This window comes from Xanthomonas sp. NCPPB 1062 (genome assembly GCF_041481705.2).
Lineage (GTDB): Bacteria > Pseudomonadota > Gammaproteobacteria > Xanthomonadales > Xanthomonadaceae > Xanthomonas > Xanthomonas euvesicatoria.
Genome location: NZ_CM192987.1, coordinates 2721657 through 2744504 on the forward strand (window position 1 = coordinate 2721657; position 22848 = coordinate 2744504).

At 66.7% G+C, this 22848-nt stretch carries 18 protein-coding genes and 2 other RNA genes; 8 read left to right on the plus strand and 12 right to left on the minus strand.

Features of this window, described 5'->3' with window-relative positions:
• Positions 1-61 precede the first annotated feature (61 nt).
• Positions 62-940, minus strand: coding sequence for a protease HtpX (gene htpX / locus ACCQ16_RS12010; RefSeq protein ID WP_008576145.1), 879 nt, complete (start codon positions 938-940; stop codon positions 62-64).
• A gap of 97 nt (positions 941-1037) precedes the next feature.
• Between htpX and gluQRS the strand changes: the two genes are divergently transcribed.
• From gluQRS to ACCQ16_RS12030, 4 genes are all read left to right on the plus strand, one after another.
• On the plus strand, positions 1038-1937 hold the full coding sequence (gene gluQRS, locus ACCQ16_RS12015; RefSeq protein ID WP_277572710.1) for a tRNA glutamyl-Q(34) synthetase GluQRS: 900 nt from the start codon (positions 1038-1040) through the stop codon (positions 1935-1937).
• Between the two features lie 82 nt (positions 1938-2019).
• The gene (locus ACCQ16_RS12020; RefSeq protein WP_011347745.1) at positions 2020-2760 is read left to right on the plus strand and encodes a beta-ketoacyl-ACP reductase; all 741 of its coding nucleotides are present in this window, start codon (positions 2020-2022) and stop codon (positions 2758-2760) included.
• A 159-nt stretch (positions 2761-2919) separates the two neighbouring features.
• The gene (phaR, locus tag ACCQ16_RS12025; protein ID WP_031423057.1) at positions 2920-3495 is read left to right on the plus strand and encodes a polyhydroxyalkanoate synthesis repressor PhaR; all 576 of its coding nucleotides are present in this window, start codon (positions 2920-2922) and stop codon (positions 3493-3495) included.
• Between the two features lie 56 nt (positions 3496-3551).
• Positions 3552-3626, plus strand: a non-coding RNA gene (locus ACCQ16_RS12030) — sX9 sRNA.
• A 53-nt stretch (positions 3627-3679) separates the two neighbouring features.
• On the opposite strand, the gene ACCQ16_RS12035 is transcribed toward ACCQ16_RS12030, so the two are convergent.
• From ACCQ16_RS12035 to ACCQ16_RS12060, 6 genes are all read right to left on the minus strand, one after another.
• A complete protein-coding gene (locus ACCQ16_RS12035) occupies positions 3680-4654 on the minus strand; it encodes a TraB/GumN family protein (RefSeq protein WP_218490454.1) in 975 nt (324 codons plus the stop codon).
• A 33-nt stretch (positions 4655-4687) separates the two neighbouring features.
• The gene (locus ACCQ16_RS12040) at positions 4688-5623 is read right to left on the minus strand and encodes a DUF1684 domain-containing protein (protein WP_277572709.1); all 936 of its coding nucleotides are present in this window, start codon (positions 5621-5623) and stop codon (positions 4688-4690) included.
• Positions 5623-7500: a DNA mismatch repair endonuclease MutL gene (gene mutL / locus ACCQ16_RS12045; protein WP_031423060.1), complete on the minus strand. Its 1878-nt coding sequence runs from the start codon at positions 7498-7500 to the stop codon at positions 5623-5625. The genes ACCQ16_RS12040 and mutL overlap by 1 nt, the downstream gene beginning before the upstream one ends.
• A gap of 138 nt (positions 7501-7638) precedes the next feature.
• Positions 7639-9339, minus strand: a complete 1701-nt coding sequence (locus ACCQ16_RS12050; protein WP_277572708.1) for an N-acetylmuramoyl-L-alanine amidase — start codon at positions 9337-9339, stop codon at positions 7639-7641.
• A gap of 70 nt (positions 9340-9409) precedes the next feature.
• Positions 9410-9910, minus strand: a complete 501-nt coding sequence (gene tsaE / locus ACCQ16_RS12055) for a tRNA (adenosine(37)-N6)-threonylcarbamoyltransferase complex ATPase subunit type 1 TsaE (RefSeq protein ID WP_029819613.1) — start codon at positions 9908-9910, stop codon at positions 9410-9412.
• Positions 9907-11394: an NAD(P)H-hydrate dehydratase gene (locus ACCQ16_RS12060; protein WP_277572707.1), complete on the minus strand. Its 1488-nt coding sequence runs from the start codon at positions 11392-11394 to the stop codon at positions 9907-9909. The genes tsaE and ACCQ16_RS12060 overlap by 4 nt, the downstream gene beginning before the upstream one ends.
• A 24-nt stretch (positions 11395-11418) precedes the next feature.
• Between ACCQ16_RS12060 and queG the strand changes: the two genes are divergently transcribed.
• Together queG and xseA are read left to right on the plus strand one after the other, a co-directional pair.
• A complete protein-coding gene (queG, locus tag ACCQ16_RS12065; RefSeq protein ID WP_011347753.1) occupies positions 11419-12486 on the plus strand; it encodes a tRNA epoxyqueuosine(34) reductase QueG in 1068 nt (355 codons plus the stop codon).
• 123 nt (positions 12487-12609) lie between these two features.
• Complete coding sequence (xseA, locus tag ACCQ16_RS12070) at positions 12610-13947, plus strand: exodeoxyribonuclease VII large subunit (RefSeq protein ID WP_277572706.1); 1338 nt, start codon at positions 12610-12612, stop codon at positions 13945-13947.
• A gap of 292 nt (positions 13948-14239) precedes the next feature.
• On the opposite strand, the gene ACCQ16_RS12075 is transcribed toward xseA, so the two are convergent.
• The 3 genes from ACCQ16_RS12075 to ACCQ16_RS12085 form a co-directional block, all read right to left on the minus strand.
• On the minus strand, positions 14240-15502 hold the full coding sequence (locus tag ACCQ16_RS12075; protein ID WP_014090381.1) for a virulence factor: 1263 nt from the start codon (positions 15500-15502) through the stop codon (positions 14240-14242).
• A gap of 496 nt (positions 15503-15998) precedes the next feature.
• Positions 15999-17828 (minus strand): formylglycine-generating enzyme family protein, encoded by a 1830-nt coding sequence (locus ACCQ16_RS12080; protein ID WP_228729617.1) that lies wholly within the window; start codon positions 17826-17828, stop codon positions 15999-16001.
• Positions 17820-17895: non-coding RNA, sX9 sRNA (locus ACCQ16_RS12085), on the minus strand. The genes ACCQ16_RS12080 and ACCQ16_RS12085 overlap by 9 nt, the downstream gene beginning before the upstream one ends.
• A gap of 207 nt (positions 17896-18102) precedes the next feature.
• Here ACCQ16_RS12085 and rnd point away from each other — a divergent pair.
• Positions 18103-19194 (plus strand): ribonuclease D, encoded by a 1092-nt coding sequence (gene rnd, locus ACCQ16_RS12090; RefSeq protein WP_277572705.1) that lies wholly within the window; start codon positions 18103-18105, stop codon positions 19192-19194.
• Positions 19195-19397: 203 nt separating this feature from the next.
• On the opposite strand, the gene ligD is transcribed toward rnd, so the two are convergent.
• Positions 19398-22016, minus strand: coding sequence for a DNA ligase D (gene ligD / locus ACCQ16_RS12095; protein ID WP_372379968.1), 2619 nt, complete (start codon positions 22014-22016; stop codon positions 19398-19400).
• A gap of 14 nt (positions 22017-22030) precedes the next feature.
• Positions 22031-22207 carry a DUF3606 domain-containing protein gene (locus ACCQ16_RS12100; protein WP_008576119.1) on the minus strand — a complete coding sequence of 59 codons (177 nt, stop codon included), beginning with the start codon at positions 22205-22207 and terminating at the stop codon, positions 22031-22033.
• 219 nt (positions 22208-22426) lie between these two features.
• Here ACCQ16_RS12100 and ACCQ16_RS12105 point away from each other — a divergent pair, with 219 nt between their 5' ends.
• Positions 22427-22828: an H-NS histone family protein gene (locus ACCQ16_RS12105; protein ID WP_014090386.1), complete on the plus strand. Its 402-nt coding sequence runs from the start codon at positions 22427-22429 to the stop codon at positions 22826-22828.
• The last annotated feature ends 20 nt before the right edge of the window (positions 22829-22848 follow it).

Consider the following 22848-nt stretch of genomic DNA (forward strand, 5'->3'; position numbering starts at 1 on the left):
ACAAAAAACCCGCACTGCGCGGGTTTTTTGTTGTCTGCCAGGCAGCCGGAGATCCGCCCCCTTACATTGCACTACCGCTGGCGGCGCGCAGTGCAGCGATGCGCTCGGTGAGCGGCGGATGGCTCAGGAACAGCCGGCGCAAGCCCTCGCCCACCCCACCGGAGATGCCGAACGCCTGCACTTGCGAGGGCAAGGTGTTCTGGCCATGGTTGAGCGACAGCCGCTCCAGTGCAGCGATCATCTTGCTGCGGCCGGCCAACTGCGCGCCACCGGCATCGGCGCGGAATTCGCGGCGCCGCGAGAACCACATCGCAATCATGGTCGCGAACAGGCCGAACACCATCTCCAGCGCGAACACGATGATGTAGTACGCAAAGCCACGACCGCCCTCGCGGTTGCCCGACAAGGCGCTGTCGATAATGCCGCCGACCACGCGGGCGAGCACGATCACGAAGGTATTGAGGACGCCCTGCAGCAGCGCCATGGTGACCATATCGCCGTTGGCCACGTGGGCGATCTCGTGGCCAAGCACCGCCTCGGCTTCATCCTGGTCCATGTTCTGCAGCAGGCCGGTGGACACCGCCACCAGGGCGTTGTTGCGGTTGGCGCCGGTGGCGAACGCGTTGATTTCCGGGCCGTCGTAGACCGCTACTTCCGGCATGCCGATGCCGGCAGCCTGGGCCTGGCGGCGCACGGTCTCCAGCAACCAGCGCTCGGTCGGCGTGCGCGGCTCGGTGATGACCTGCGCACCGGTGCTGCGCTTGGCCATGAACTTGGACAGCAGCAAGGAAATGAACGAGCCGCCGAAACCGAAGATGGCGGCCATCACCAACAGGCCACTCATCTGCGCGGGATTGACGCCCAGCAACGACATGACGATGCCGGCGAGCATCAGCACCGCAAGATTGGTCAGCAGGAACAGGAAAATGCGGTTGAACATGGCGCGATGGCTCCACGGATGCGGGGTGAACTGGTGCGGATCTGCGGGTGTTGCGGCTTGAAATCAAGCAAGCACCTGACCGACGATTCAGCTGCCCATGCCATCGCCCCCTTATCTCGGCCGCTTCGCGCCCTCGCCCACCGGCCCCCTGCACTTCGGCTCCCTGCTGGCTGCATTCGGCAGCTGGCTGCTGGCCCGGCATGCCGGTGGGCAGTGGTGCGTACGCATCGAAGACATCGACCCGCCGCGTGCCGAACCCGGCTCCAGCGAACGTCAGCTGCGCACGCTGGCCGCATTCGGGCTGCACTCGGACCTGCCGGTGATGCGGCAGTCCGAGCGCGATGCGGCCTACACCGACGCTATCACTCAGCTGCTGGAAACCGGCCAGGCATTCGAATGCAGCTGCAGCCGTGCCGATCTGGCCGGCATGGGCGGCATCCACCACGCCTGCGTCGCGCCACTGGGCGAGCGCCGTGCGGTGCGCCTGCGGGTGCCGCCGCAATCGCCGGTCGGCTTCGAGGACGCCTTGCAAGGCCCGGTGCTGCAGGATGTCTACGCCGAGGTGGGCGATGTGGTGCTGCGCCGCGCCGATGGGTATTGGGCGTACCAACTGGCAGTGGTGGTGGACGATGCGGCGCAGGGCATCACCGATGTGGTGCGCGGCGCCGACCTGCTCGACTCCACCCCGCGCCAGATGGTGCTGCAGCGCGCACTGGGCCTGCCGCAGCCGCGCTACCTGCACCTGCCGCTGATGCTGGATCGCGACGGCCGCAAGCTGTCCAAGTCACACGATGCACCCGCACTGGACGACGCCGATCCACTGCCGGCCCTGCACGCCGCCTGGGTCGCCCTGGGCCAACAGGCCGACGCACTGCCGCGGCATGCAGCCGTGGAAACCCTGCTGCAGCACGCCGTGCAGCATTTTTCGCCACGGCTGCTTCCACGCCAACGCCAGCTGGACCTCGATGCGCGCGCATCCGGCCTCCAGCGTGACTAGAATTGCGGCCCAGCACCGGCGTCCGGGCGCAGCAGTCCCGCACCCGAATCGCCCTCAGCCTCACTTGTTGATTGGAGTCGTCATGACATCTCGCGTCACATTGGTCACCGGCGGCACCGGCGGTATCGGTACTGCCATCTGCAAGCGCCTGGCCGACCAGGGCCACCGGGTCGCCAGCAACTTCCGCAACGAAGAAAAGGCACGCGACTGGCAGCAGCGCATGCAGGCGCAGGGGTACGAGGTCGCCCTGTTTCGCGGCGATGTCGCCTCGTCCGAGCATGCGCGCGCGCTGGTGGAAGACGTCGAATCCTCGCTGGGGCCGGTCGAGGTGTTGGTCAACAACGCCGGCATCACCCGCGACACCACCTTCCACCGCATGAGTGCCGAGCAGTGGCACGAGGTCATCAACACCAACCTCAATTCGGTCTTCAACGTGACCCGCCCGGTGATCGAGGGCATGCGTAAACGCGGCTGGGGCCGGGTGATCCAGATCAGCTCGATCAACGGGCTCAAGGGCCAGTATGGCCAGGCCAACTACGCTGCCGCCAAGGCTGGCATGCACGGCTTCACCATCTCGCTGGCGCGCGAGAACGCGGCATTCGGGGTCACCGTCAACACGGTCTCGCCCGGTTATGTGGCCACCGACATGGTGATGGCCGTTCCGGAAGAAGTGCGCGCCAAGATCGTGGCCGATATCCCCACCGGACGCCTGGGCCGTCCGGAAGAGATCGCCTACGCGGTGGCGTTTCTGGTTGCGGAAGAGGCTGCCTGGATCACCGGCTCGAATCTGGACATCAACGGCGGCCACCACATGGGCTGGTAACGTTTGCTGCAACTTTGCGGTGCAGCATGGATTTTGCTCAAAAACCATGCTGCGCAACATTTTTAATGTGTCCGCTTAAGCAAATAAGGCCTTTTGGCTGTTGCAAGCGCTGCTGCGGTGCGCCATCCTGCGCGCACTATCAGTGTGGGTGAACGTTCCATGGCCGGACTTCGCATCATCAAGAAGTATCCCAATCGCCGTCTCTACGACACGGAAATCTCCAGCTACATCACCATCGAAGATGTGCGCCAATTGATCATCGATGGCGAAGAATTCGAAGTACGCGATGCCAAGAGCGGCGAGGACCTCAGCCGCGCAGTGCTGCTGCAAATCATCGCCGACCGCGAGCAGGACGGCGAGCCGATGCTCTCCACCCAGTTGCTGAGCCAGATCATCCGGTTTTATGGCGACTCGCTGCAGGGCTTCATGGGCAATTACCTGGAGCGCAGCATGCAGGTGTTCCTGGATCAGCAGCAGCAGTTCCGTCAGCAAATGGGCAACCTGCTCGGGCAAACCCCGTGGGCGATGATGAACCAGTTGACCGAGCGCAACCTGGAGTTGTGGCAGGAGTTCCAGCGCAACTTCGGCGCCGGCTTCGGCCGCCCGGGTGGCCCGGGCACGCCGCCGAACCCGCCCGGGGCAAGCGGCCTGGGCAGCGGCCCGATGGGAACCGGCACGCATGGCTCGGCTGGCGGCAATCACGGCACGACCGGCAAGGCCCGCAACCGCGGCTAATAGACAACACGCCATTGCGCAGCCGCCAGGCAGGTGCGGCCGGCACCGGCATCCTCAGGTGCTACTCGGACACCCCTGCTCCGCTGCGCCGGCCATGCCAGCTGACGGCTGGTCGCGGTGTGATGTCGACCGCTTGAGATATCGAACGCTGCGCCAGGAGCCTCAGGCTCCCAGGCGCAGCCAATCAGTGGCCGGCCTGCGTTGTGCAGGCAGAGCAGATCCGCTCCACGTGGTAGCCGCGCGCACGCAGACGCTCCACTACCCCGTCATTGCCCAGCAAATGCAGCGCACCGACCACCACCAGCGTGGTTCCGCTGCCCTTGCCGAGCCGCCGCTCCAGCCGCGGCACCCAGCGCGCATTGCGCTCGACATTGATGTCCTGATACAGCGCCGGATACTGGCGGCGCATGTCTTCGGCCATCTGCGTGGACAGCGTATGCACATCGCCATTACGCCAGGCTGCATGCAGCTGGCGTAGCTGGTCGGTGGCATCGGCCTCGTCCAGCGACTCTTCCAGCAACTGATGCTGCTCGGTCGGCGACATGCCGTCGAGCAAGGCGATTTGCTCGGCGGCACGCTCCAGGCCGTCGGCCGGTTTGCCGCGCGCCTGCGCCTGTTCCATCAGGTAATGGTCCAGCCCCGCGTTCGGGTCCATGCCTTGCCGGGTCATCTCCGCCAGGCTGATCGTCAGCGCCACGAACCAGGGCTCGAGCGGCTGCAGGCTCGCCAGCGACATGCCGTACTTGCGCGCGTAGGCGCTCAGCGCCTGCCAGGTCTTCGCATCCAGCGTGTCCTGCAGCGTACGCCCGTCGGTGCGCCGCGCCGCCTGCAGCATGCGACTGGCCAGCTCGGGCGATTGCGCATCGTCAGGCGGCAATTCGAACAGCAGACGGTCGGCCTTGGCGAAGGCCTGCATCACATCCGGCGATAACGGGTAGTCGCTGGGCTTGAGCACATGAAACGAGCCCAGCAGATACAGCGTGCCGCCCTTGCCATCGACCTTCCACAGCAGCGGCACCGGCGGGCCTGCCGGCGCGTGGCCGGCACCGCGCGCCCACACCGGTACGAGCGCGCCGCTCCACAAGGCCAGGCCAAGCAGCGCGCTGCTGCACCAGGTGGCAATCCGCTGGCGCGTCAACGTGGTCCGTCGCCCGGTCACCAGGCTTCTCCGCACATGTGAATGGCGCGCATGTCAGTGCGGCACCTTGTAGGCCTTCTCGCCTGCCGACACCGCCAGATCGATGCGGTTTTCCGGCGGCGGCAGTGGGCAGGTGGCGAATGGGGTGAACGCGCATGGCGGGTTGTAGGCGCGGTTGAAATCGACGATGACATGCCCCGAGGCATCGGGCACGTCCAGATCCAGAAAACGTCCAGCCGGATAGCTGCCGTGACCGCTGGTGCGGTCGGCGAATACCACGAACATCGGCCGCCCTGGCTCGCCGATGGTTTCCAATCGGTAGGTCTTGCCGTCGCGCTCGAACTCGATCGCGCCCGCGTTCGGCTGCTCGCTGCTGATCCCGACGATGTCGACGATCGGGATGGTCTTGCCGACGGAGTTGGGCACATAGCGCGCGTTGATGCGCCAGGATGGATCCAAGGGCCAATAGTCCAGACCCGCGAAGTGCGTGCGCGAGCTCGCGTCGGCATGCTTGACCCGTAGCGCATACCGGTCGCCGCGATGGATTAGGCTCAACACGCCCTTGCCCTCGTCGAAATGGATCAGGGTGGGCTGCGGATCGCGATCGGACTGGAAGCGGATCCGGCTGGTCAGCGGCTTGCCATCGAGGGTCAGCGCGGCACCACGCTCGGGCACGAACCAGACCGCGTTGTTCTCGGTGGACACCATGCCCATCTTCGGTGGGCCTACCGCGAGTCTGATACCGCTGTCGGCGCTGCTGCCGATGTAATGCGCCTTCAGCGACAGCCAATGCAGGCCAACCAGGCTGGTCCAGCCATCGGGCGCGCGCAGTTCCTTCAGCCGCGCTTCGCGCCAGGCGGCGGTGTCGGCCAGAAATGTCTTGTCGAGTGCGACCGGCGCAGCCGGCGGTGGCGCATCGCACCCGCAACCGACTAACGCCGCTGCGACCAGCATGCCGAGCAGCCAGCCCTTCCCCCCGTGCACTGCCATCAACGCCCCCTCAGAAACCAACGATCGATATCGCTCAGCGTAAACCGCGCCCAGGTCGGTCGGCCATGGTTGCACTGGCCCGAGCGTTCGGTGGCTTCCATATCGCGCAGCAACGCGTTCATTTCAGGCACGGTGAGGCGGCGGTTGGCGCGCACTGCACCGTGGCACGCCATGGTGGAGAGCAGTTCGTCGCGTGCGCTGGCGATGCGGCGGCTTTGACCATGCTCGCGCAGATCGCCCAGCACATCGCGCAGCAGCGCCTCCGGCTCGGCATTGGCCAGCAGCGCGGGAATGCTGCGCACGTGCAGCGACTGCGGGCCGGCCCGGGTGATCTCGAAGCCGAGCGTGGCCAAGGTCTCCGCTTCGCGCTCGGCGGTGTCGGCTTCGCGCTCGCCCACTGCCAGCGTCATCGGCACCAGCAAGGGCTGCGCGTGCAGGCCGATGCTGTCGTGCGCATTTTTGAGCCGCTCATAGCCGATGCGCTCATGCGCCGCGTGCATGTCGACCACGATCAAGCCTTCGGCGTTTTCGGCCAGGATGTAGATGCCGTGCAACTGCGCGACGGCATAACCGAGCGGCGGAACACCGCTGTCTTGCGCAGTTGCCGGCAACCCGGTGCCGGCCATGCTCGGCATGCCTGCCGATTGCTGCGCACTGCTGGGCGGCGGCGCGTACAGCGCGCTGTAGGCGGCGCGCGCCTCGTCCACACGCAGTCCCAGCGGCGTTTGCGAAGGCGTCCAGCTCGGGTAGTTGTAGCCGCTACCGCTGCTGCCAGGTGCGTTGCCGTGGTTCGGAACACCGCTGCCAGCAATGTTGCCCAGCCCGCCAGCGGTCGCCCCTGGGTCGCCGGCACCATCGCTGCCGATACTGTTTGGCGTGACGCCGGCACGGGTATGCGCCAAGGCATCCTGCAGGGTGCGATAGACGAAATCGTGGATCAGCCGCGCTTCGCGGAAGCGCACCTCGTGTTTGGCCGGGTGCACATTGACGTCCACGCGTGCCGGGTCCAGCTCCAGAAACAGCACATAGGCCGGCTGACGGCCATGAAACAGCACATCGCCGTAGGCCATCTTCACCGCATGCGCCACGCTGCGGTCCCTGACCGAGCGGCCGTTGACGTAGAGGTATTGCTGGTCGGTGCTGGCACGCGAGTAATGCGGTTGCGCAACCCAGCCGTGCAGGCGCAGACCGGCACCGCTTTGGTCCACGCGCAAGGCCTGGCGCGCAAAATCGTCGCCGAGGGTTTCGCCCAGCCGCGCGTCCGAATACAGATCGCCCGGCTTGTAGCGACGCGACGGCTTGCCGTTGTGCGAGACGCGCAATTCCACATCCGGCCGCGCCAATGCCAACGAACGCAACCACTCTTCGATGTGGCCGAGTTCGGTGCGTTCGGCACGCAGGAATTTGCGCCGCGCCGGCACGTTGAAGAACAGTTCGCGCACTTCGACCGTGGTGCCCGGCGCATGCGCGCGCGGCACCACCTCGCCCAGGCGACCGCCGTCGATTTCCAATGCGGAGCCGTGCTCGGCGTCGTGGCGACGCGAGGTCAGGGTAAAGCGGCTGACCGAGGCGATCGACGGCAAGGCTTCGCCACGGAAGCCCAGCGTGGCGACGGTTTCCAGGTCGTCCAGCGAAGCGATCTTGCTGGTGGCATGCCGCGACACGGCCAGCGGCAGTTCGTCCGGGGCGATGCCGCCCCCGTTGTCGCGGATGCGGATCAGCCGGACGCCGCCCTCCTCGAGCTCGATATCCACGCGCGTGGCGCCGGCGTCGAGTGCGTTTTCGACCAGTTCCTTGACCACCGATGCGGGCCGCTCGACGACTTCGCCGGCAGCGATCTGGTTGATCAGAATCTCGGGCAGCTGGCGGATCGCCATCAGCGCACGCTCCATTGCAGCACGCGCGAAACGCGGTAGATCGGCGGTGTGACAGGCAAGACAGAACTCGGCACGGCAATCCGGCGGCGCACAGTCGCCGTCATCTAAGGAATCAGTGCGGAATGATAGCCGAGCGGGTCAGCGGCTGCCGCCGGCCACGGTGCTGACTGCATCGGCTTCGGCTTGCGCACGTGCTGCGAACAACGTGCCTGGCGGCGGTTGGCGGGTAAAGAAGGTATCGATGCCGTCCAGCACGGCGCCAGCGATCTTGCGCTGATAAGCCGGATCGATCAGGCGGCGTTCTTCGTCCGGATTGGAAATGAAGGCGGTTTCCACCAGCATTGCCGGCATGTCGGAGGTGCGCAGCACCGCGAAGTTGGCGCGTTCCAGTTGCGGCTTGTGGTTGTTGCCGATGCGCTTCAATCCTCCAAGCACATGGCCGGCGGCATCTTCGGATGCCTTCATATGGCCGCTCTGAGCCAGGTCCAGCAACACGTTGGCCAAGGTGCTTTCGGTCTGCTGCAGGCGCACGCCGCCAACCAGATCGGCCGCGTTTTCCTTGTCGGCCAGCCAGCGCGCACGTTGCGACGAGGCTCCCTTGGTCGACAGTACGTACACCGAGGAGCCGGTGGCGCTGCGGTTTTCGGCGGCGTCGGCGTGAATGGAAATGAAGATGTCGGCCTTGGCGGCGCGGGCTTTTTGCGCACGCATCGGCAACGGAATGAACACGTCCGTATCGCGGGTCAGGTAGGCCTTCATGCCCGGCGTGGCGTTGACCTGGCGTGCCAGTTCACGGCCGACCGCCAGGGTGACGTCCTTCTCGCGCTTGCCGGTGGGGCCCATGGCGCCCGGGTCCTGGCCGCCGTGGCCCGGGTCGATCGCCACGATCAACGGCCGCATGCCCGGCGCCATCTTGACCCGCGACGCTTCGCTTGGCAGCACGGGGCGCGGCGGCAGGTCGTCGTCGCCTGCAGCAACCACCGCGCTCGAGGCGCTATTGGGGGCATTTGCCGCGGCATTACCGGACGTTGCGCCCATCGGTGCGCTGCCGCCATTCAAGATGGCAGCTGCAGATGCGCTGCTGCCCGCCACCACCGCGCCGGACGTAACGTTGGCAGCGGCCCCGGCGGCACGGTTCGGCGCGTTGCCGGCAACGCCGGTCGGCGCTGGTGCACCGGAGGTGGCAGGCCGAGGCGTCGGCACACCGGTGGCGACAGTGGTCGGTACCGGGGCCTGAGTGACAGTGGGCAGCGCCGAAGCCGGCACAGACGGTGCAGGCGGCGGAGTCGACGGCTGGGACGGCGGCACCGAGGAGGCACGTTGCGCAGATGCGGCCAGGGCGGCCGTTGCGCGTGCAGCTTCGGCCTGCGCATTGAGCGGACGCGGCGCCGGGGCTGCCGTCAGTGCAGCCGCAGCAACGGCGGAGGCCGCCGCCGGCGCCGGATCGCCAGGCCATTCGATCACCAATGTCGACACGCTACCCAGCGTCTGCATCTGCGGCTTGAGCGGCGTCACCGGCGTTGCCAGTTCGAACACCACACGGAATGTGCCAGGCACCGGCTGACCGGTGCGTACCGAAGTCACCAATCCGGCAGCGGACGGCAGCTTGAGACCGCGCATGCCCGAGGATTCGGGAAAATCGACAACCAGGCGCGTCGGGTTCGCCAGCGAGAGCGTTTTGAAGCCGCCGCTGCCGGCCAGTTGAATTTCTGCACGGGTCCCGGTGGCCCCGGTACTGACGCCAACCCCCTTGATTTCGCCGCCCCATGCAGCAAAAACCGCCAGGCTCAAGCTGGCGGTCAGGGTGGAAAGACAGAGCTGGCGGATCCCCGGTGTCATGGCGCTGGATTCAAGCATCCAACTGTGTGAATTGCAAGGCAATTTCCCTTAATAATCCATAACCTGGCGTTCATTCTTCTCGTGAGGAGGCAAAAAGGGCCTGCAACTGGGGCTGCCGCGACAGCCTTTCCATCCAGGCATGTCCGATCGCACTGCGGCCCAGCAACCGAACGCTGCGGCCTTCGCCAGCCACGGCCAGTTCAACGTCCAGATCGACTGGCGGCAGCACGCCAGCACCGCGCTCCGGCCATTCGACCAGCCACAAGCTCGCACTGCCCTCGTCGAGCCCGAGAAAATCCAGCTCGCCGGCATGGCCAATGCGGTACAGGTCCAGGTGCCAGGCTTCATCGCCGGTTGCCAGCGGATAGCGTTCGACCAAGGTGTAGGTGGGGCTGCGAATCGGCCCGGTGACACCGAGTGCGCGCAACAGCGCGCGCGCGAGCGTGGACTTGCCCGCGCCCAGGTCGCCATGCAACTGCACCACCGCGCTGGCCGGTCGCACGGCGGCCAGCGCCTGGCCCAGGGTTTCGGTGGCCTGCACGTCGTGCAGCTGTCCGTTGAGGTCGATCATGCGATGGCTCCAGCGTTGGCGAGGCGGCGCAGCTCGGCAAGCAGGTCGGTGGGCAGCAGGCCGCGCTCGCCTGCGTGCGCGGCCGCATCGCCGGCACAGGCGTGCAACAAGGCGCCAAGGCTGGCGGCATCGAACGGCGAGAAGCCCTGCGCCAGCAATGCCGCGATGACGCCGGTCAACAGATCGCCCATCCCGCCAACCGCCATGCCGGGATTGCCCGCATCGATGATGCGCGGCAAGTGACCTGGCGACGCGACCACGGTGCCGGCGCCCTTGAGCACCACCACGGCGTCGTAGCGTTTTGCGAGTGCAGCGGCAGCAGCCGGACGATCGCGCTGAATCTGTCGGGTCGAAAGGCCAAGCAGACGACCGGCTTCGCCCGGATGTGGCGTCAAGATGCGCGGACCATGCGCTGCAACGTTGGTGGAGGCCAGCAGATTCAGCCCATCGGCATCGATCACCACTGCCTTAGCGGCGCCCAGCGCCGCACGCCACAACGCCTGCGCCCAGGCGTCCTGCCCTAGCCCGGGCCCGAGCGCGACTACATCTGCCGCCTCGGCCAATGTGGCGATGTCGTCATCGGCCTGCACGGCACGCGCCATCGCTTCGGGGCAGCGCGCCAGCAGCGGCGTGACATGCTCGGCGCGCGTTGCGACCTGCACCAACCCGGCGCCGCTGCGCAACGCCGCTTCGGCGGTCAGCATGATCGCGCCACCGCTGCCGAGATTGCCGCCCACGCACAGCACCCGCCCCGATTCGCCCTTGTGCGTGTTGCGGCGACGCGGGCGCAATTGCGCCGCAAGGGCCTCGCCACTCCAACTATGTGCGGCTGGCGTGAGCCCGTCGAACGCTGAAAGCGGCACCTCCAGCGCGGCGATCTGACGCTCGCCGGCATGTTCCAGCGCATCGCCGGTGTAGAGCCCCAGATGCGGCACGATGAACTGCAAGGTCAGTGCTGCGCGTACCGCCGCACCGAAGGCCACCCCATGGTCGGCATCGATGCCGCTGGGCACATCCAGCGCAAACACCGGCACGCCCGCCGCGTTGATGGCGTCGATCAGGGCGGCGGTTGCATCATCGGGTGCGCGATTCAGGCCGATGCCGAACAGCGCATCGACGATCACATCGGCCTGCGCCAGCGGATACGGAAACAATTCGATTGCCCCACCGACGGCGAGGTAGTCGGTACAGGCGCGCTGCGCCAGATCCGAGCCGGGGCCGTGTTCGGGCAGGTGCACCACGCGCACCTGACGCCCTGCGCGGTGTGCCAGGCGCGCCAGCACATAGCCGTCGCCCCCATTGTTGCCGGTGCCGCAGACCACCACGATGCGGCGCGCCTGCGGCCAGCGCTCCAGCAACCACTGCCAGGCCGCCTGCCCGGCGCGTTGCATCAGGGTGTAGCCGTCGCCGCCGAGCAGCGTGGTGGCCTGCGCATCGAGCGTGCGCGCGGCGGTGGTGTCGTAAAGATCGAGCGGTGCGTACATGCCGGGAATTCTATACTTGTCGCCATGTCTGCCGCCCTTGCCCACCCCGACCCTGCCGATGCCGCTGCGCGCATTCGCGTGCTTGCGCGCGAAGCCGGCTTTCAACGGTGCGGCATCACCGGCATTGAGCTGGGCGAGGACGAGGTGCATCTGCGTAGCTGGCTGGAGGAAGGACTGTACGGGACCATGCACTGGATGGCCCAGCACGGCGACAAACGCTCGCGCCCGCAGGAACTGGTTCCCGGCACCCTGCGCGTGTTGTCGGTTGGCATGGATTACGGCCGCAAGGACGACACCGAAGCCTGGAACACCTTGCACGACGGCAACCGCGCCTATGTGGCGCGCTATGCGCTGGGGCGCGACTATCACAAGCTGATGCGCAACCGGCTGCAGAAGCTCGCCGAGCGCATCCAGGGCGAAATCGGCCCATTCGGGTTCCGCGTGTTCGTCGATTCGGCGCCGGTGCTGGAGCGCGCATTGGCACGCAATGCCGGCCTGGGCTGGATCGGCAAACACACCTGCCTGATCGATCGTCATGGCGGCTCGTGGTTCTTTCTCGGCGAGATCTACCTCGACCTGCCACTGCCGATCGACACGCCCGCCACCGCGCATTGCGGCACCTGCACGCGCTGCATCGATATCTGCCCGACGCAAGCCATCATCGCGCCCTACCGGCTGGATGCGCGCCGCTGCATCGCATACCTCACCATCGAACACGACGGCGCAATTCCCGAAGACATGCGCAAGCCGATCGGCAACCGCATCTTCGGCTGCGACGACTGCCAGCTGATCTGCCCCTGGAACAAGTTCGCCAAGCGCACCGACGAAGCCGATTTCCGCGCCCGCAACGACCTGGACGTGGCCACGCTGCCGCAGTTGTTCGCCTGGAACGAGGACGAGTTCCTGCGCCGCACCGAGGGTAGCCCGATCCGCCGCAGCGGACACGAGCGCTGGCTGCGCAATATTGCCGTGGGCCTGGGCAATGCGCCTGGCACGCCAGAGGTCCTGGCCGCACTGCAAGCGCGTCGCCACGACGACTCGGCGCTGGTGCGCGAACACGTTGGCTGGGCGCTGGCGCAACACGACCTCTGACCCGCACGCGTCGCGCATGCAGCAGCCGCGGCCTGCACGTGCACGCGATCGGCGCAGCCACCGGCGGCATCGGCATTCGCAGCAGATCACCCATGACCGTCGTCGCTACGGGATAATGCAGCGATGGCCGACCGCAACGATCAGATCCTCACTCCCAGCCAGCTCAATTCACTGGCGCGCGACCTGCTGGAAGGCAGCTTCCCGCTGGTGTGGGTAGAAGCCGAGCTGAGCAGCGTCACCCGTCCCGCGTCGGGACATCTGTATTTCACACTCAAGGATGCGCGCGCGCAGATCCGCTGCGCGATGTTCAAGCCCAAGAGCACCTGGCTGAAATTTCAGCCGCGCGAAGGCCTGCGCGTGCTCGCGCGTGGGCGCGTGACCCTGTACGAAGCACGCGGCGACTATCAGCTGGTGCTCGACCATATGGAAGAAGCCGGCGAAGGCGCCCTGCGTCGCGCCTTCGACGAACTGCGCGCGCGTCTTGCCGCCGAAGGCCTGTTCGATGCCGAGCGCAAGCAGGCACTGCCTGCGCATGTGCAGCGGCTGGCGGTGATCACCTCGCCCAGCGGCGCGGCGGTGCGCGATGTGCTCAGCGTGCTGGCGCGGCGTTTTCCGCTGCTCGAAGTGGATCTACTGCCCTCGCTGGTGCAAGGCGACAGCGCTGCCGCACAGATCGCCTCACTGCTGCAACGCGCCGATGCTTCCGGGCGCTACGACGTCATCCTGATCACCCGCGGTGGCGGCTCGCTGGAAGATCTGTGGGCCTTCAACGACGAACGCCTGGCGCGCGCGATCGCCGCCGCGCAGACGCCGGTGGTGTCTGCAGTCGGCCACGAGACCGATTTCAGCCTCAGCGATTTCGTGGCCGACGTGCGTGCGCCCACGCCCTCGGTCGCGGCCGAATTGCTGGTGCCCGATCAACGCGAGCTGGTCGCGCGCGTGCGGCGTGCGCAGGCACGCATGACCCAACTGCAGCAACACGCCTTGGGCAATGCCATGCAACGCGCAGACAGACTGGCACTGCGGCTGCGTGCGCAGAGCCCGCAGGCGCGCCTGCAACTGCTCCATCGCCGCCAGCAAGACGCCGGTCGCCAGCTGCGTGCGCGCATGATGCAGGTGCTCGAACGCTTGCAGGCGCGTGTACAGCGTGGGCAAGCGCAGCTGCAAGCACACAACCCGCAACGTCAGCTGGCCGGCTTGCAGCAACGCCTGCGGGCACTGCACCCGCAGGCGGCGATGCAACGCCGCCTGCAGCATGATCAGCTGCAACTGCGCAGCATTGCACGCTCGCTGGAAGCGGTCAGCCCGCTGGCCACAGTCGCGCGCGGCTACGCCATCGTGACCCGCCCTGCCGACGGCAGCGTGGTGCGCAGCGCCGCCGAGGTGGTCACGGGCGAACGCCTGCGCGCGCAGCTGGCCGATGGCAGCATCCAGGTGCGTGTGGAGTCTGGCGAAAGCTGACCGCAAGCCATGCGCAGCGCCGTCGCTCCTGCAGCAATGTCGGCGCTAAGCGCTGACATGAACTCTTCGAAGGTGCCCATTGCACGGAGTGCCACAAGGATAGGCGCGGTGCCAGAGAGCGCCTTCGAAACACGCCACAGGGTCGGGCGAGTCCGCGGTTTCGCTGGAGCAGGGCCGCCAGCAGCACTTCAATGTTGAGCACCTTCGCAGGAAGGTGCTCATTGGCGATCACCGCTTGTCGATCAACCAATCCAGAAAACGTTATGCAACGCTTCGCCGGTTGCAAGCGGCTTCAGGAGCGGCTTGCTGTTTCCGCGATCGGCGTCTGCGCTGCATGCTGCCAGCCCTCCATCAGCAGATTGGCCAGCACCACCGGATCGTGGTCGAAGTGATGCCCACCCGGACGCGCCAGCACCTGCACGCCACGTGCGCGCAGCTCCGGGCACAGCGTGTCCTTTTCTTCGTTGCCGTAGATGCATTGCAGGCGGTGCGCGTCCAGCGCCTGGATGGCCGGCTCCACATCGCGCTCGGCGTCGTTATGCCAGCCCAGCCAGCCACCGACGCGCACCTTGAAGTCGGCCTCGTGGCCCAGGCCGAGCAGGCTGACGAACTGCACCGAAGCGCGTTGCTGGGGCGACAGTTCCGGATAGGCGAACGGCAACACATCGGCACCGAACGAGTACCCAACAAGGGCAACGTGCTGGATATGCCAGCGCTGGCGATAGCTGGCGATCACCCGATCCAGATCCGCCCCGACCTGCTGCGGCGTGCGGCTGCCCCAGAAGTAGCGCAGGCTATTCCAGCCCACCACCGACACGCCCTGCTGCTGCAACTGCGCGGCAATGCCTTTATCCAGCTCGCGCCAGCCGCCATCGCCGGACAACATCACCACCAGACGGTCGCTGCCAGGTGCGTGGAGTTCCACTAGCGGCAGGTCGCCCAGGCCCTGCGACTGCGCAGCCAGGAAGTGCCCGCGTGTGGCCGCTGCGATCTGCATCGGGCTGGATGCATCGGCCAGATCGTCCAGGAAGCCCTGACTGGCATTGGGCAGATCGCGCGAGCACGCCAGGCCTGGATCCTTGGTGCCGGCGTCGGCAACCACCGCGCCGCCCAGCACGTCGGGCGCGGCCGAGGCCACCGCCTGACGCGCCAGCACCGCGCCATCGCCCTGCCCCACCAGCACCGGCGGCAGGAACGCATCGACGTGTTCGGCGCGCAACAATTTCTTGCCCAGTCGCTCGGCATCGTCGGCCAGCGAGCTGCAGGCGGCTTGGTGCGAGCGCACGTGTTCACGATAGTTTGCGGTGTCGACCACTGCCACCAGCGCGCCATCGTCGCTCAGCAGGTCGGCCAGCTTCTGGCTGTCTTGCGGATGAGCGCTGTCGGGCAGCAGGATCACCATCGCCTTGGGCGTCCCTTCCGGGCGGAGAACTTCGACCGAGCCGTAATGCCCAGCCGTATTACTGTCCTGCAGATGCCGCGCCACGGCATAGCCGCTGCCGCCGATCAGCAAGATCGCAATCACCCAACGAAACATTTTGATCCCCATGCCCATGACGGCAGTCCCTTGATAGCGGTTGCGATTTGACCACAGCAGACACGGCCGGTTTCACTGCGCATGCACGCGGTGTTCATCGCTGTTAAGCCAACTGAACCCCACCTTGCGCACAACGCTTGGTCAGCGCGGCGCATCGCCTGCAAGCGCCCACTGCACCGCTAACGGCCGGGGATTGCCGCCTCGGAAATTTCGCTTGCGTTCGTCGTCCTCGGAACGTTGCTGGATGGAAGCGCCCGCCGTCCGCGGGTCCTCGATCCCCAGAGGCGCTCGCGCGACTGCAGCGCTCTTTCGGCAGTGTTTCTCGTCGTGCACGACAGATGCCTGTCTCGCCTAGCCGCGCCCCGAGCCGACTCTGTCGGAGCGAACACGCCCCCGCCAAGGCGTCCCCAGATTTTAGGGCCGAGCCGAAAGCGCTCGCGGCGACAGCGACGGCAAGCCGAAGCCTGCAGTCACGAACCGCACGATCGACGCGCCCATCCGCCGTAGGTCGTCGCTAGATTCCGCGTGCCACGCGAAAGCCGATACGGGCACTGGTGGTGTCCGAATCCTGCGACTGCCGCCAGGCCGCGCGCGTCTGTTGCGGCGAATTGGCCCAGCTGCCGCCACGGATCATGCGTTGCCGGCAGCCCGGGTTGTACCAGGCAGCGCCATCGGCCGGTGCACGCCGGTAGCTGGCGTGCCAGCAGTCGGCCACCCATTCGCTCAGGTTGCCGCCCATGTCGTGCAGACCCCAGGCGTTGGCGCGAAAACTGCCGACCGGCGCCGGACCCCAGAAGCCATCGCCGTAGCCGACGAAGCCGTTGTTCCAGTGCCGGCCGCTGCGCGAAACGTCGTTGCCGCCGGTGAAATTACCGGCGTCGGCCGGCGGCGAGCCCGCGTTGCCCCACGGGTAACGTCCGGTGGTGCCGGCACGGACCGCATACTCGAACTCGGCCTCGCTGGGCACGTGGTAATGGCGGCCGGTCTGTTCCGACAGCCAGCTCGCATACGCTTCGGCGTCGCGAATGCTGACGTGCATCACCGGGCTGTTGGGCGCGGCCTGGGCGCCGTTGTAGTCGGACTGCCAATCCACGCCGCTGCGGCGGATGAAGTTGCCGCTGCGCTCGTCGTAAACCACCGAATGCCCACGCCGGGTGGCACGCGGGCGTGCGCCGGTGGCATCGACGAACTGGCGGAACTCGGCAACCGTGACCTCGGTGATCGACAACGCAAAGCCGCGTGCGAAGCGCACGTAATGGGCGGGGCGCTCGTTGTCGGAAGCGCCCGGCTCCGCATCGCCGGCTCCCATCTGGAATGCGCCATGCGGCACCACGATCATCTGCGGCCCGCGCCCGCCGACCTTGAGCCCGTCGGTGAACACCTGCCCGGGACGGAAGCTGCCGTAATGCGTGGCCAGTTCCAGCCGGCGGCGCAGATCGCCGGCCACCGGATCTCCGGGGTCGGCGATGCGCAACACTTCGGCAAGCTTCTCGCCGGCCGCCTTGAGCCCGCGCGGCGAGGTCAGATCGTGCAGACCGGCGTCGTGCAACGCCGCGATCTGCGCCCGGCGCACGCGTTCCACCCGCGCGCGCGCATCGGCGATGGTGGGCGCACGATCGCGTACCTGCCCCGCCATCTGCAGCCAGTAACGTGCACCGATGAAGTCGCTCGCCTGCGCCGCCTGTTCGGCGCGCTCCAGCAGGCCGCTTTCCACGGCGGCCAGGCCCTGCCGGGTGCGCGGGTTGTCGGGATCCAATTGCGCGGCATCGCGAAAATTCACCAGCGCGCCATTGCCGTCTTCGCCCAGCCGCCCGCCGCGCAGGTCTTCTTCGCCGGCGCGGTTGAACGCCAGCACGCGCTGCGCGGTTTCCACCTCGCGCTGCAGTGCGCGCACCTTCGGGTCCTGTGGCGCAAGGGCAAGCGCGACGAAGGCCACCTCACGCGCCTGCTCCAACGCGTCATCCTGGCGCTCGGTTTGTGCGATCAGCGCCGCGCCGCGTTCGAGCAACCGGTCACGCGCCTGCTCCAGGCCACGCCGGCTGGCTGCATCCTTGCCACCGGCGCGCTGCTGGATCGCCAGATACAACGGGATCGCATCACCGGCGTCGCGATACAGGCGGTCTTCCCGCAATGCCTGGTCGGCACGCTTGCGCACCTGCGCCAGGGGCTCGTCGCCCAACTCCACCACCGGCGGTTGCCATTGCGCCACGGTTTCGGCGGATTCTTCGCCACCGATGGAAACGTTCGGCTTGCTCGGCACGGCGGCAGGTGCCGGTTGCGGCGCAGCCGCAGGCGCGGGTGTCGGCGTGCGCGAACAGGCGCACAGGCTAAGAGCGGCCAACAAAACGCAGCGAGCAGCGCTCGGGCGGGCAAGGCGGGCGCGCAGGAACCGGAGCGTAGGCGTGCCAGATGCCGATTCCGCACCGCGGCCGCGCCCGCCTGCTGGCTGCGCAGGAATTTTGCCAGTCGCCCTCAGCGCGACCATTGCCCACGCTGCCATCCGGTCACCGCACTCACCCACCACCTGCTCCTTCCAGTGCTCTGCCGCACGACAGGCGATCGCGACGTTAGGCTATTCTGCGCGCTCTGCGCAAACCCTTGCCGCCGACGGAAATCACGTGCCCCATTGGATCATCCACCCCTCCGAGCTGACTGACCGCCTGCAGGCAGCGCGACCGTCGCGCATCGGCCTGGATACAGAATTCATTCGCGAGCGCACCTACTGGCCGCAGCTGGCCCTGGTGCAGATGGCCATCGGCGATGAGATCCTGCTGATCGACCCGCTGATCCCGGGCATGAACGCGGCGCTCAAGGAGTGGTTGACCGCCACCGACATCGTCAAGGTGATGCATAGCGCCAGCGAAGACCTGGTCACATTCAAATGCGCGTGTGGCGCCTTGCCGCGGCCGTTGTTCGACACCCAGATCGCCGCGGCCCTGACCGGTGTCGGCGGCGGCATGGGCTACCAGAAACTGGTGCAGGAAGTCACCGGCACCTTGCTGACCAAGGGCGAGACACGCTCGGACTGGATGCGTCGCCCGCTGTCGCCGGCGCAACTGGAATATGCCGCCGACGACGTGCGCTATCTGTTTGCGATCCACGACGCGCTCACCCGCCGCCTCGCCGAGCAGGGCCGTCTGGAGTGGCTGGCCGAAGATGCCGAGCGCCTGCTCGCCACGGTGGAGCACGACGATGGCGAGCGCTGGCCGCATGTGAGCCTGCGTGCCGCACAGTTCCTGGAACCGGCCGCGCAACGACGCCTGCTGCGCCTGCTGCGTTGGCGCGACCTGCAGGCGCGGCAGAGCGATCGACCGCGCAGCTGGATCCTGGACAACGAACTGGCCAGCCAGCTGGCGCGGTTTCCGCCCGCCGACCTGGAAGCCTTGCTGCGCCAGTTCGATAAATTCCCCAAGGCGCCGCGCAAGCTTGCCAACGCGGTGTGGGATGCGCTCAACATCCCGCTGCCGGACGAAGAGCACGCGCCGCTGGCGCAGGCCGCCACCGACGGCAACAAGGCCGTACTCAAACGGCTGCAGGACGCCGTGGCGCAGCGTAGCCGCGAACTCGGCCTGCCGGACGGCCTGCTGGCCTCGCGCCGCCACCTGGAAACCCTGATGGAACAACGCAGCTGGCCTGCGGCGCTGGGCCAATGGCGTCGTGCCCTGCTGGAATCACAGCTGATGCCGCTGCTGGACGACACTGCGGCTTAGGATTGCCGCGGTGATGGCGCGGAGCCTGCAGCGATGCGGGCTCTTCGTCAGGTACAGGCGAGCGGCGCCGAACCGGCGAAGACCGCCTCGCAAGCAGTATTGGAAGGCGTGAGGACCTTGCGAAGCGCCTGCGTCGCACGGCGATTTCGCTACCGGTCGCGCCCGCGCGGCGGCGACGCCGGCATTCTCTCCGTCGTAGCACGTCACTCCTCGTCCTGCTCTGCCCAGCGCGCCAGGTTTTGCCGGATGCCGTCCATGTCTGCCCAGGGATCCTTGCGCCGACGGCGCAGCTTCTCCGGGACATCGCGCAAGGTGAATGCATCGGCGCGCTGCAGCTTGGACAGGTCCGACCACGCCAGCGGCAACGCGACTGGCGCCCCCGGGCGGCCGCGTAACGAATAGGACGCAACCGCAGTGGCGCCACGGCCGTTGCGCAGGTAGTCCACGAAGATGCGCTTGTTGCGCAGCCGCTTGGTGGCAGTGGCGATGAACCGCTGCGGCTGCGCCTGCGCCAGGGCATCGGCAAATCCCTTGGCGAAACGCTTGGTCACCTCCCAATCGCAGCCGGGGTTCAGGGGCACCACCACGTGCAGCCCCTTGCCGCCAGACACACGCAGGAACGATTCCAGCTCAAGCTGCGCCAGCAGCTTGCGAATATCGTTGGCCGCGCGTTTGACCTCGGCAAACGGCACGTCCGGGCCCGGATCGAGATCGAAGACCACCCGGTCGGCCACGTCCGGGCGGTCCGCATGCGAGCCCCAGGGGTGGAATTCCAACGCATTGAATTGCACCAGTTCCAGCAGGCCAGGCGCGTCTTCGACCACCAGGTAATACGCGTTGGTTCCGGTCTCTTCGGTCAGCTTGACCGAGCTCACACGCTCGAGGCCGGCAGTATGGTGCTTCTGGAAAAAACACGGTTTTTCCGCGCCGCTGGGGCAGCGGATGATGGACAGCGGCCGTCCCACGATCTGCGGCAACAGGTGGTCCATCACCGCCTGGTAATAGTCCCAGACATCGCCCTTGGTCGCGCGGATATCCGGGTAGATCAGCTTGGTCGGGCTGGACAGCGTCGGCAGCGCAGCCGAGGAAGGTGTGGCAACCGCAGATTTAAGCGCAGGCGCTGTTGCCCGCGTCGCTGCACGTTTGGGCACCTGCGTTGCTGCGTCTTTGGCAGCACGCGTTGTTGCCGAACGCCTGGCAGAGAACGGTGTAGCCGGGCCATTTCCGGCATCGCTGTCGGCCAGATCGGCAATGCGCTTATCCGGGCGCAGCGCCTTGAACGATGCCTGGCGCAACAACTGTTGCCCACCAATGCCGCGATAGAACACCTCCACCACAAAGCGCGGCGCAAACCAGGTGGCGCCGCGCAGGTCGGTGTCTTCGGTGGGAATATGCGCGGTGGGTTTGCGCCCGCCACCTTCCAGTTGCGGGGTGACCTCGCGCATCAAGGCATCGGAGAACCCGGAGCCCACACGGCCCACATACAACCAGCCATGCACCGGATCCGGCGCGGCCAGCAACAGCGAGCCGAAGCCACTGCGGCTGCCCTTGGGCGCGGTGTGGCCGACCACCGCATACTCCTGGCTGGCCAGTTGTTTGGTCTTGCGCCAATCGTCGCTACGCCCATCGCGATACGGGCGATCTGCGCGCTTGGAAATGATGCCTTCGAAGTGCTGTTGCCCGGCCACCCGGAACGCCTCGGTGCCATCGCCTTCGACGTGCGAGCTATAGGCCAGATGCGTGTGAGGTGCAGCCTCCAGCACCTGCTGCAACAGCCGCTTGCGTTCGCGCAGCGGCGCCTCGCTGATGTCCACCCCGTCCACATGCAACAGGTCGAATACCGCCAGCGCCAGCGGCACCTGGCGCTCGCCGGACAAGGTGGCCTGCAGCAGGTTGAAGTCGTCCTTGGTGCCGCGTCCGGCGATCAGTTCGCCATCGATCTGCGCGCTGCGCAGGCCCAGCGACCGGATGGCATCGGCAATTTCCGGCGTCTTGTCGGTCCACTCCAATGCATTGCGCGACCACAGCCTCACCTTGCCGTCGGTCACGGTGGCCAGGATGCGATAACCGTCCCATTTGATTTCATGCAGCCACTGCGCCCCTTCTGGCGGGGACTGCCCCAGCTTGGCCAGCTGCGGTGCAAACGGGGCATCTTCCATCTCGGCGCGACGTGCATTGCTCAGCGCCAGCGCCTGTTTCGCCCAGGTACCACGCCTCTTCGCCGCCGGCGGCGGCACGGTCGTCAGCGCCTTGCGCTGGGTCTTGCCGGCGCCTGCGCGGCGTACATCCTCGGCAGGCGCGGCAGCGACGTCGGCCAGCAGGTCATCGGCCTCCAACGTGCCGGCGTAGGCATCGTCGTCCTTGAACAACAGCCACTGCGGCTGCCGCGCCGGCTTGCCCGAGCGCACCAGATGCCAACCGCCCTTGAGCTTGTTGCCGAACAACTCAAAGCGCAGATGTCCCTTGGCCAACTGCGCTTCGGGGTCGCCCGCGGTGGCCCACACGCCATGATCGAACTGCGCCACATGCCCGCCGCCGTATTCGCCTTTGGGAATCTCGCCCTCGAAACTGGCGTAATCGACCGGGTGGTCTTCCACCTCCACTGCCATGCGCTTGACCTTGGGGTCGTAACTGGGACCCTTCGGCACCGCCCAGCTCTTGAGCGCATCGCCCACCTGCAGGCGAAAGTCGTAATGGCGGCGGCTGGCGTGGTGCAGTTGCACCACGAAGATCGCACGCTGCCCCGGCGGCAGGGCCTTGCCCGGCTCCGGCTCGCGGGTCTTGTTAAAGCTGCGCTTGCGGCGATATTCGCTCAGGCTCATGACGGACCTTCCGCTTATTTGCCCAGGTGCTGGCGTACGCTGGCGGCCATTGGCCCCACCTTCTGCACGGCCGCGCGCAACTCCTCGGCGCTGACGCCCAGGGTCTTGGTCCAGTACTGCAGCTCATAGGCTTCATTGACGTTGATGCGGTCGCGGTCTGGCGAACCGACGTTGCGTTTGTCGTCACTCATGACATGCTCCTGTATCGTCGTGGTCGGGTCTGCTAACGTGAGCCTTCGGCCCAGCAGCGCCCGTAGCGACAATGCGAAAGCGTTCGAACAGGCGTCGTGAAAAGCCTGTTCACGCCATGTGCAAGCCCCTGTTCCACAACGGCCGCTCCCGGGCCACATGCCATAATGCCGCGCGCCCTTCGGGCGGCGTGTCCACTCTTATTCCGAGGCCATACCTCTGTGAGCAATACCTCTTCGAAACTGGATTCCATCGCGCAAGCCAAAGCCAAGCTGCTGGACGAATTGCAGAAGCTGGAAGAACAGGAGAAAACCGAGCGCGCGAGCGAGGCATCCTCTGCGCATGCCACCATCGTTTCGCTGCTCGAGCAGTTCGCCGGTCACTTCAACACCAAGCAGCGCAACGACATTGCCGCTTACCTGGGCACCACTACCGCGCGCAAGGAAGTGGTCAAGAGCGGCCGCAGCGAAGTGAAGCCCAAGTACGAGCTACCGCACACCGGCGAAACCTGGTCCGGTCGTGGCCGCACGCCGAAGGCTTTCGCTGCCTGGGAAGGGTCGGTGTCGTACAAGGAATGGAAGGCCAAGAACCCGGACCTCAAGTTTCCGCTGGTTCGCGAGTAAGGCGACAGCCCGCACGACAG

Coding starts and splice junctions, on each gene's coding strand:
- gluQRS (WP_277572710.1), top strand. CDS start 1,038: ATGCCATCGCCCCCTTATCTCGGCCGCTTCGCGCCCTCGCCCACCGGC.
- ACCQ16_RS12050 (WP_277572708.1), bottom strand. CDS start 9,339: ATGACACCGGGGATCCGCCAGCTCTGTCTTTCCACCCTGACCGCCAGC.
- xseA (WP_277572706.1), top strand. CDS start 12,610: ATGGCCGACCGCAACGATCAGATCCTCACTCCCAGCCAGCTCAATTCA.
- tsaE (WP_029819613.1), bottom strand. CDS start 9,910: ATGATCGACCTCAACGGACAGCTGCACGACGTGCAGGCCACCGAAACC.
- ligD (WP_372379968.1), bottom strand. CDS start 22,016: ATGAGCCTGAGCGAATATCGCCGCAAGCGCAGCTTTAACAAGACCCGC.
- htpX (WP_008576145.1), bottom strand. CDS start 940: ATGTTCAACCGCATTTTCCTGTTCCTGCTGACCAATCTTGCGGTGCTG.
- mutL (WP_031423060.1), bottom strand. CDS start 7,500: ATGGCGATCCGCCAGCTGCCCGAGATTCTGATCAACCAGATCGCTGCC.
- ACCQ16_RS12020 (WP_011347745.1), top strand. CDS start 2,020: ATGACATCTCGCGTCACATTGGTCACCGGCGGCACCGGCGGTATCGGT.
- queG (WP_011347753.1), top strand. CDS start 11,419: ATGTCTGCCGCCCTTGCCCACCCCGACCCTGCCGATGCCGCTGCGCGC.
- ACCQ16_RS12040 (WP_277572709.1), bottom strand. CDS start 5,623: ATGGCAGTGCACGGGGGGAAGGGCTGGCTGCTCGGCATGCTGGTCGCA.
- ACCQ16_RS12075 (WP_014090381.1), bottom strand. CDS start 15,502: ATGGGCATGGGGATCAAAATGTTTCGTTGGGTGATTGCGATCTTGCTG.
- phaR (WP_031423057.1), top strand. CDS start 2,920: ATGGCCGGACTTCGCATCATCAAGAAGTATCCCAATCGCCGTCTCTAC.
- ACCQ16_RS12060 (WP_277572707.1), bottom strand. CDS start 11,394: ATGTACGCACCGCTCGATCTTTACGACACCACCGCCGCGCGCACGCTC.
- ACCQ16_RS12100 (WP_008576119.1), bottom strand. CDS start 22,207: ATGAGTGACGACAAACGCAACGTCGGTTCGCCAGACCGCGACCGCATC.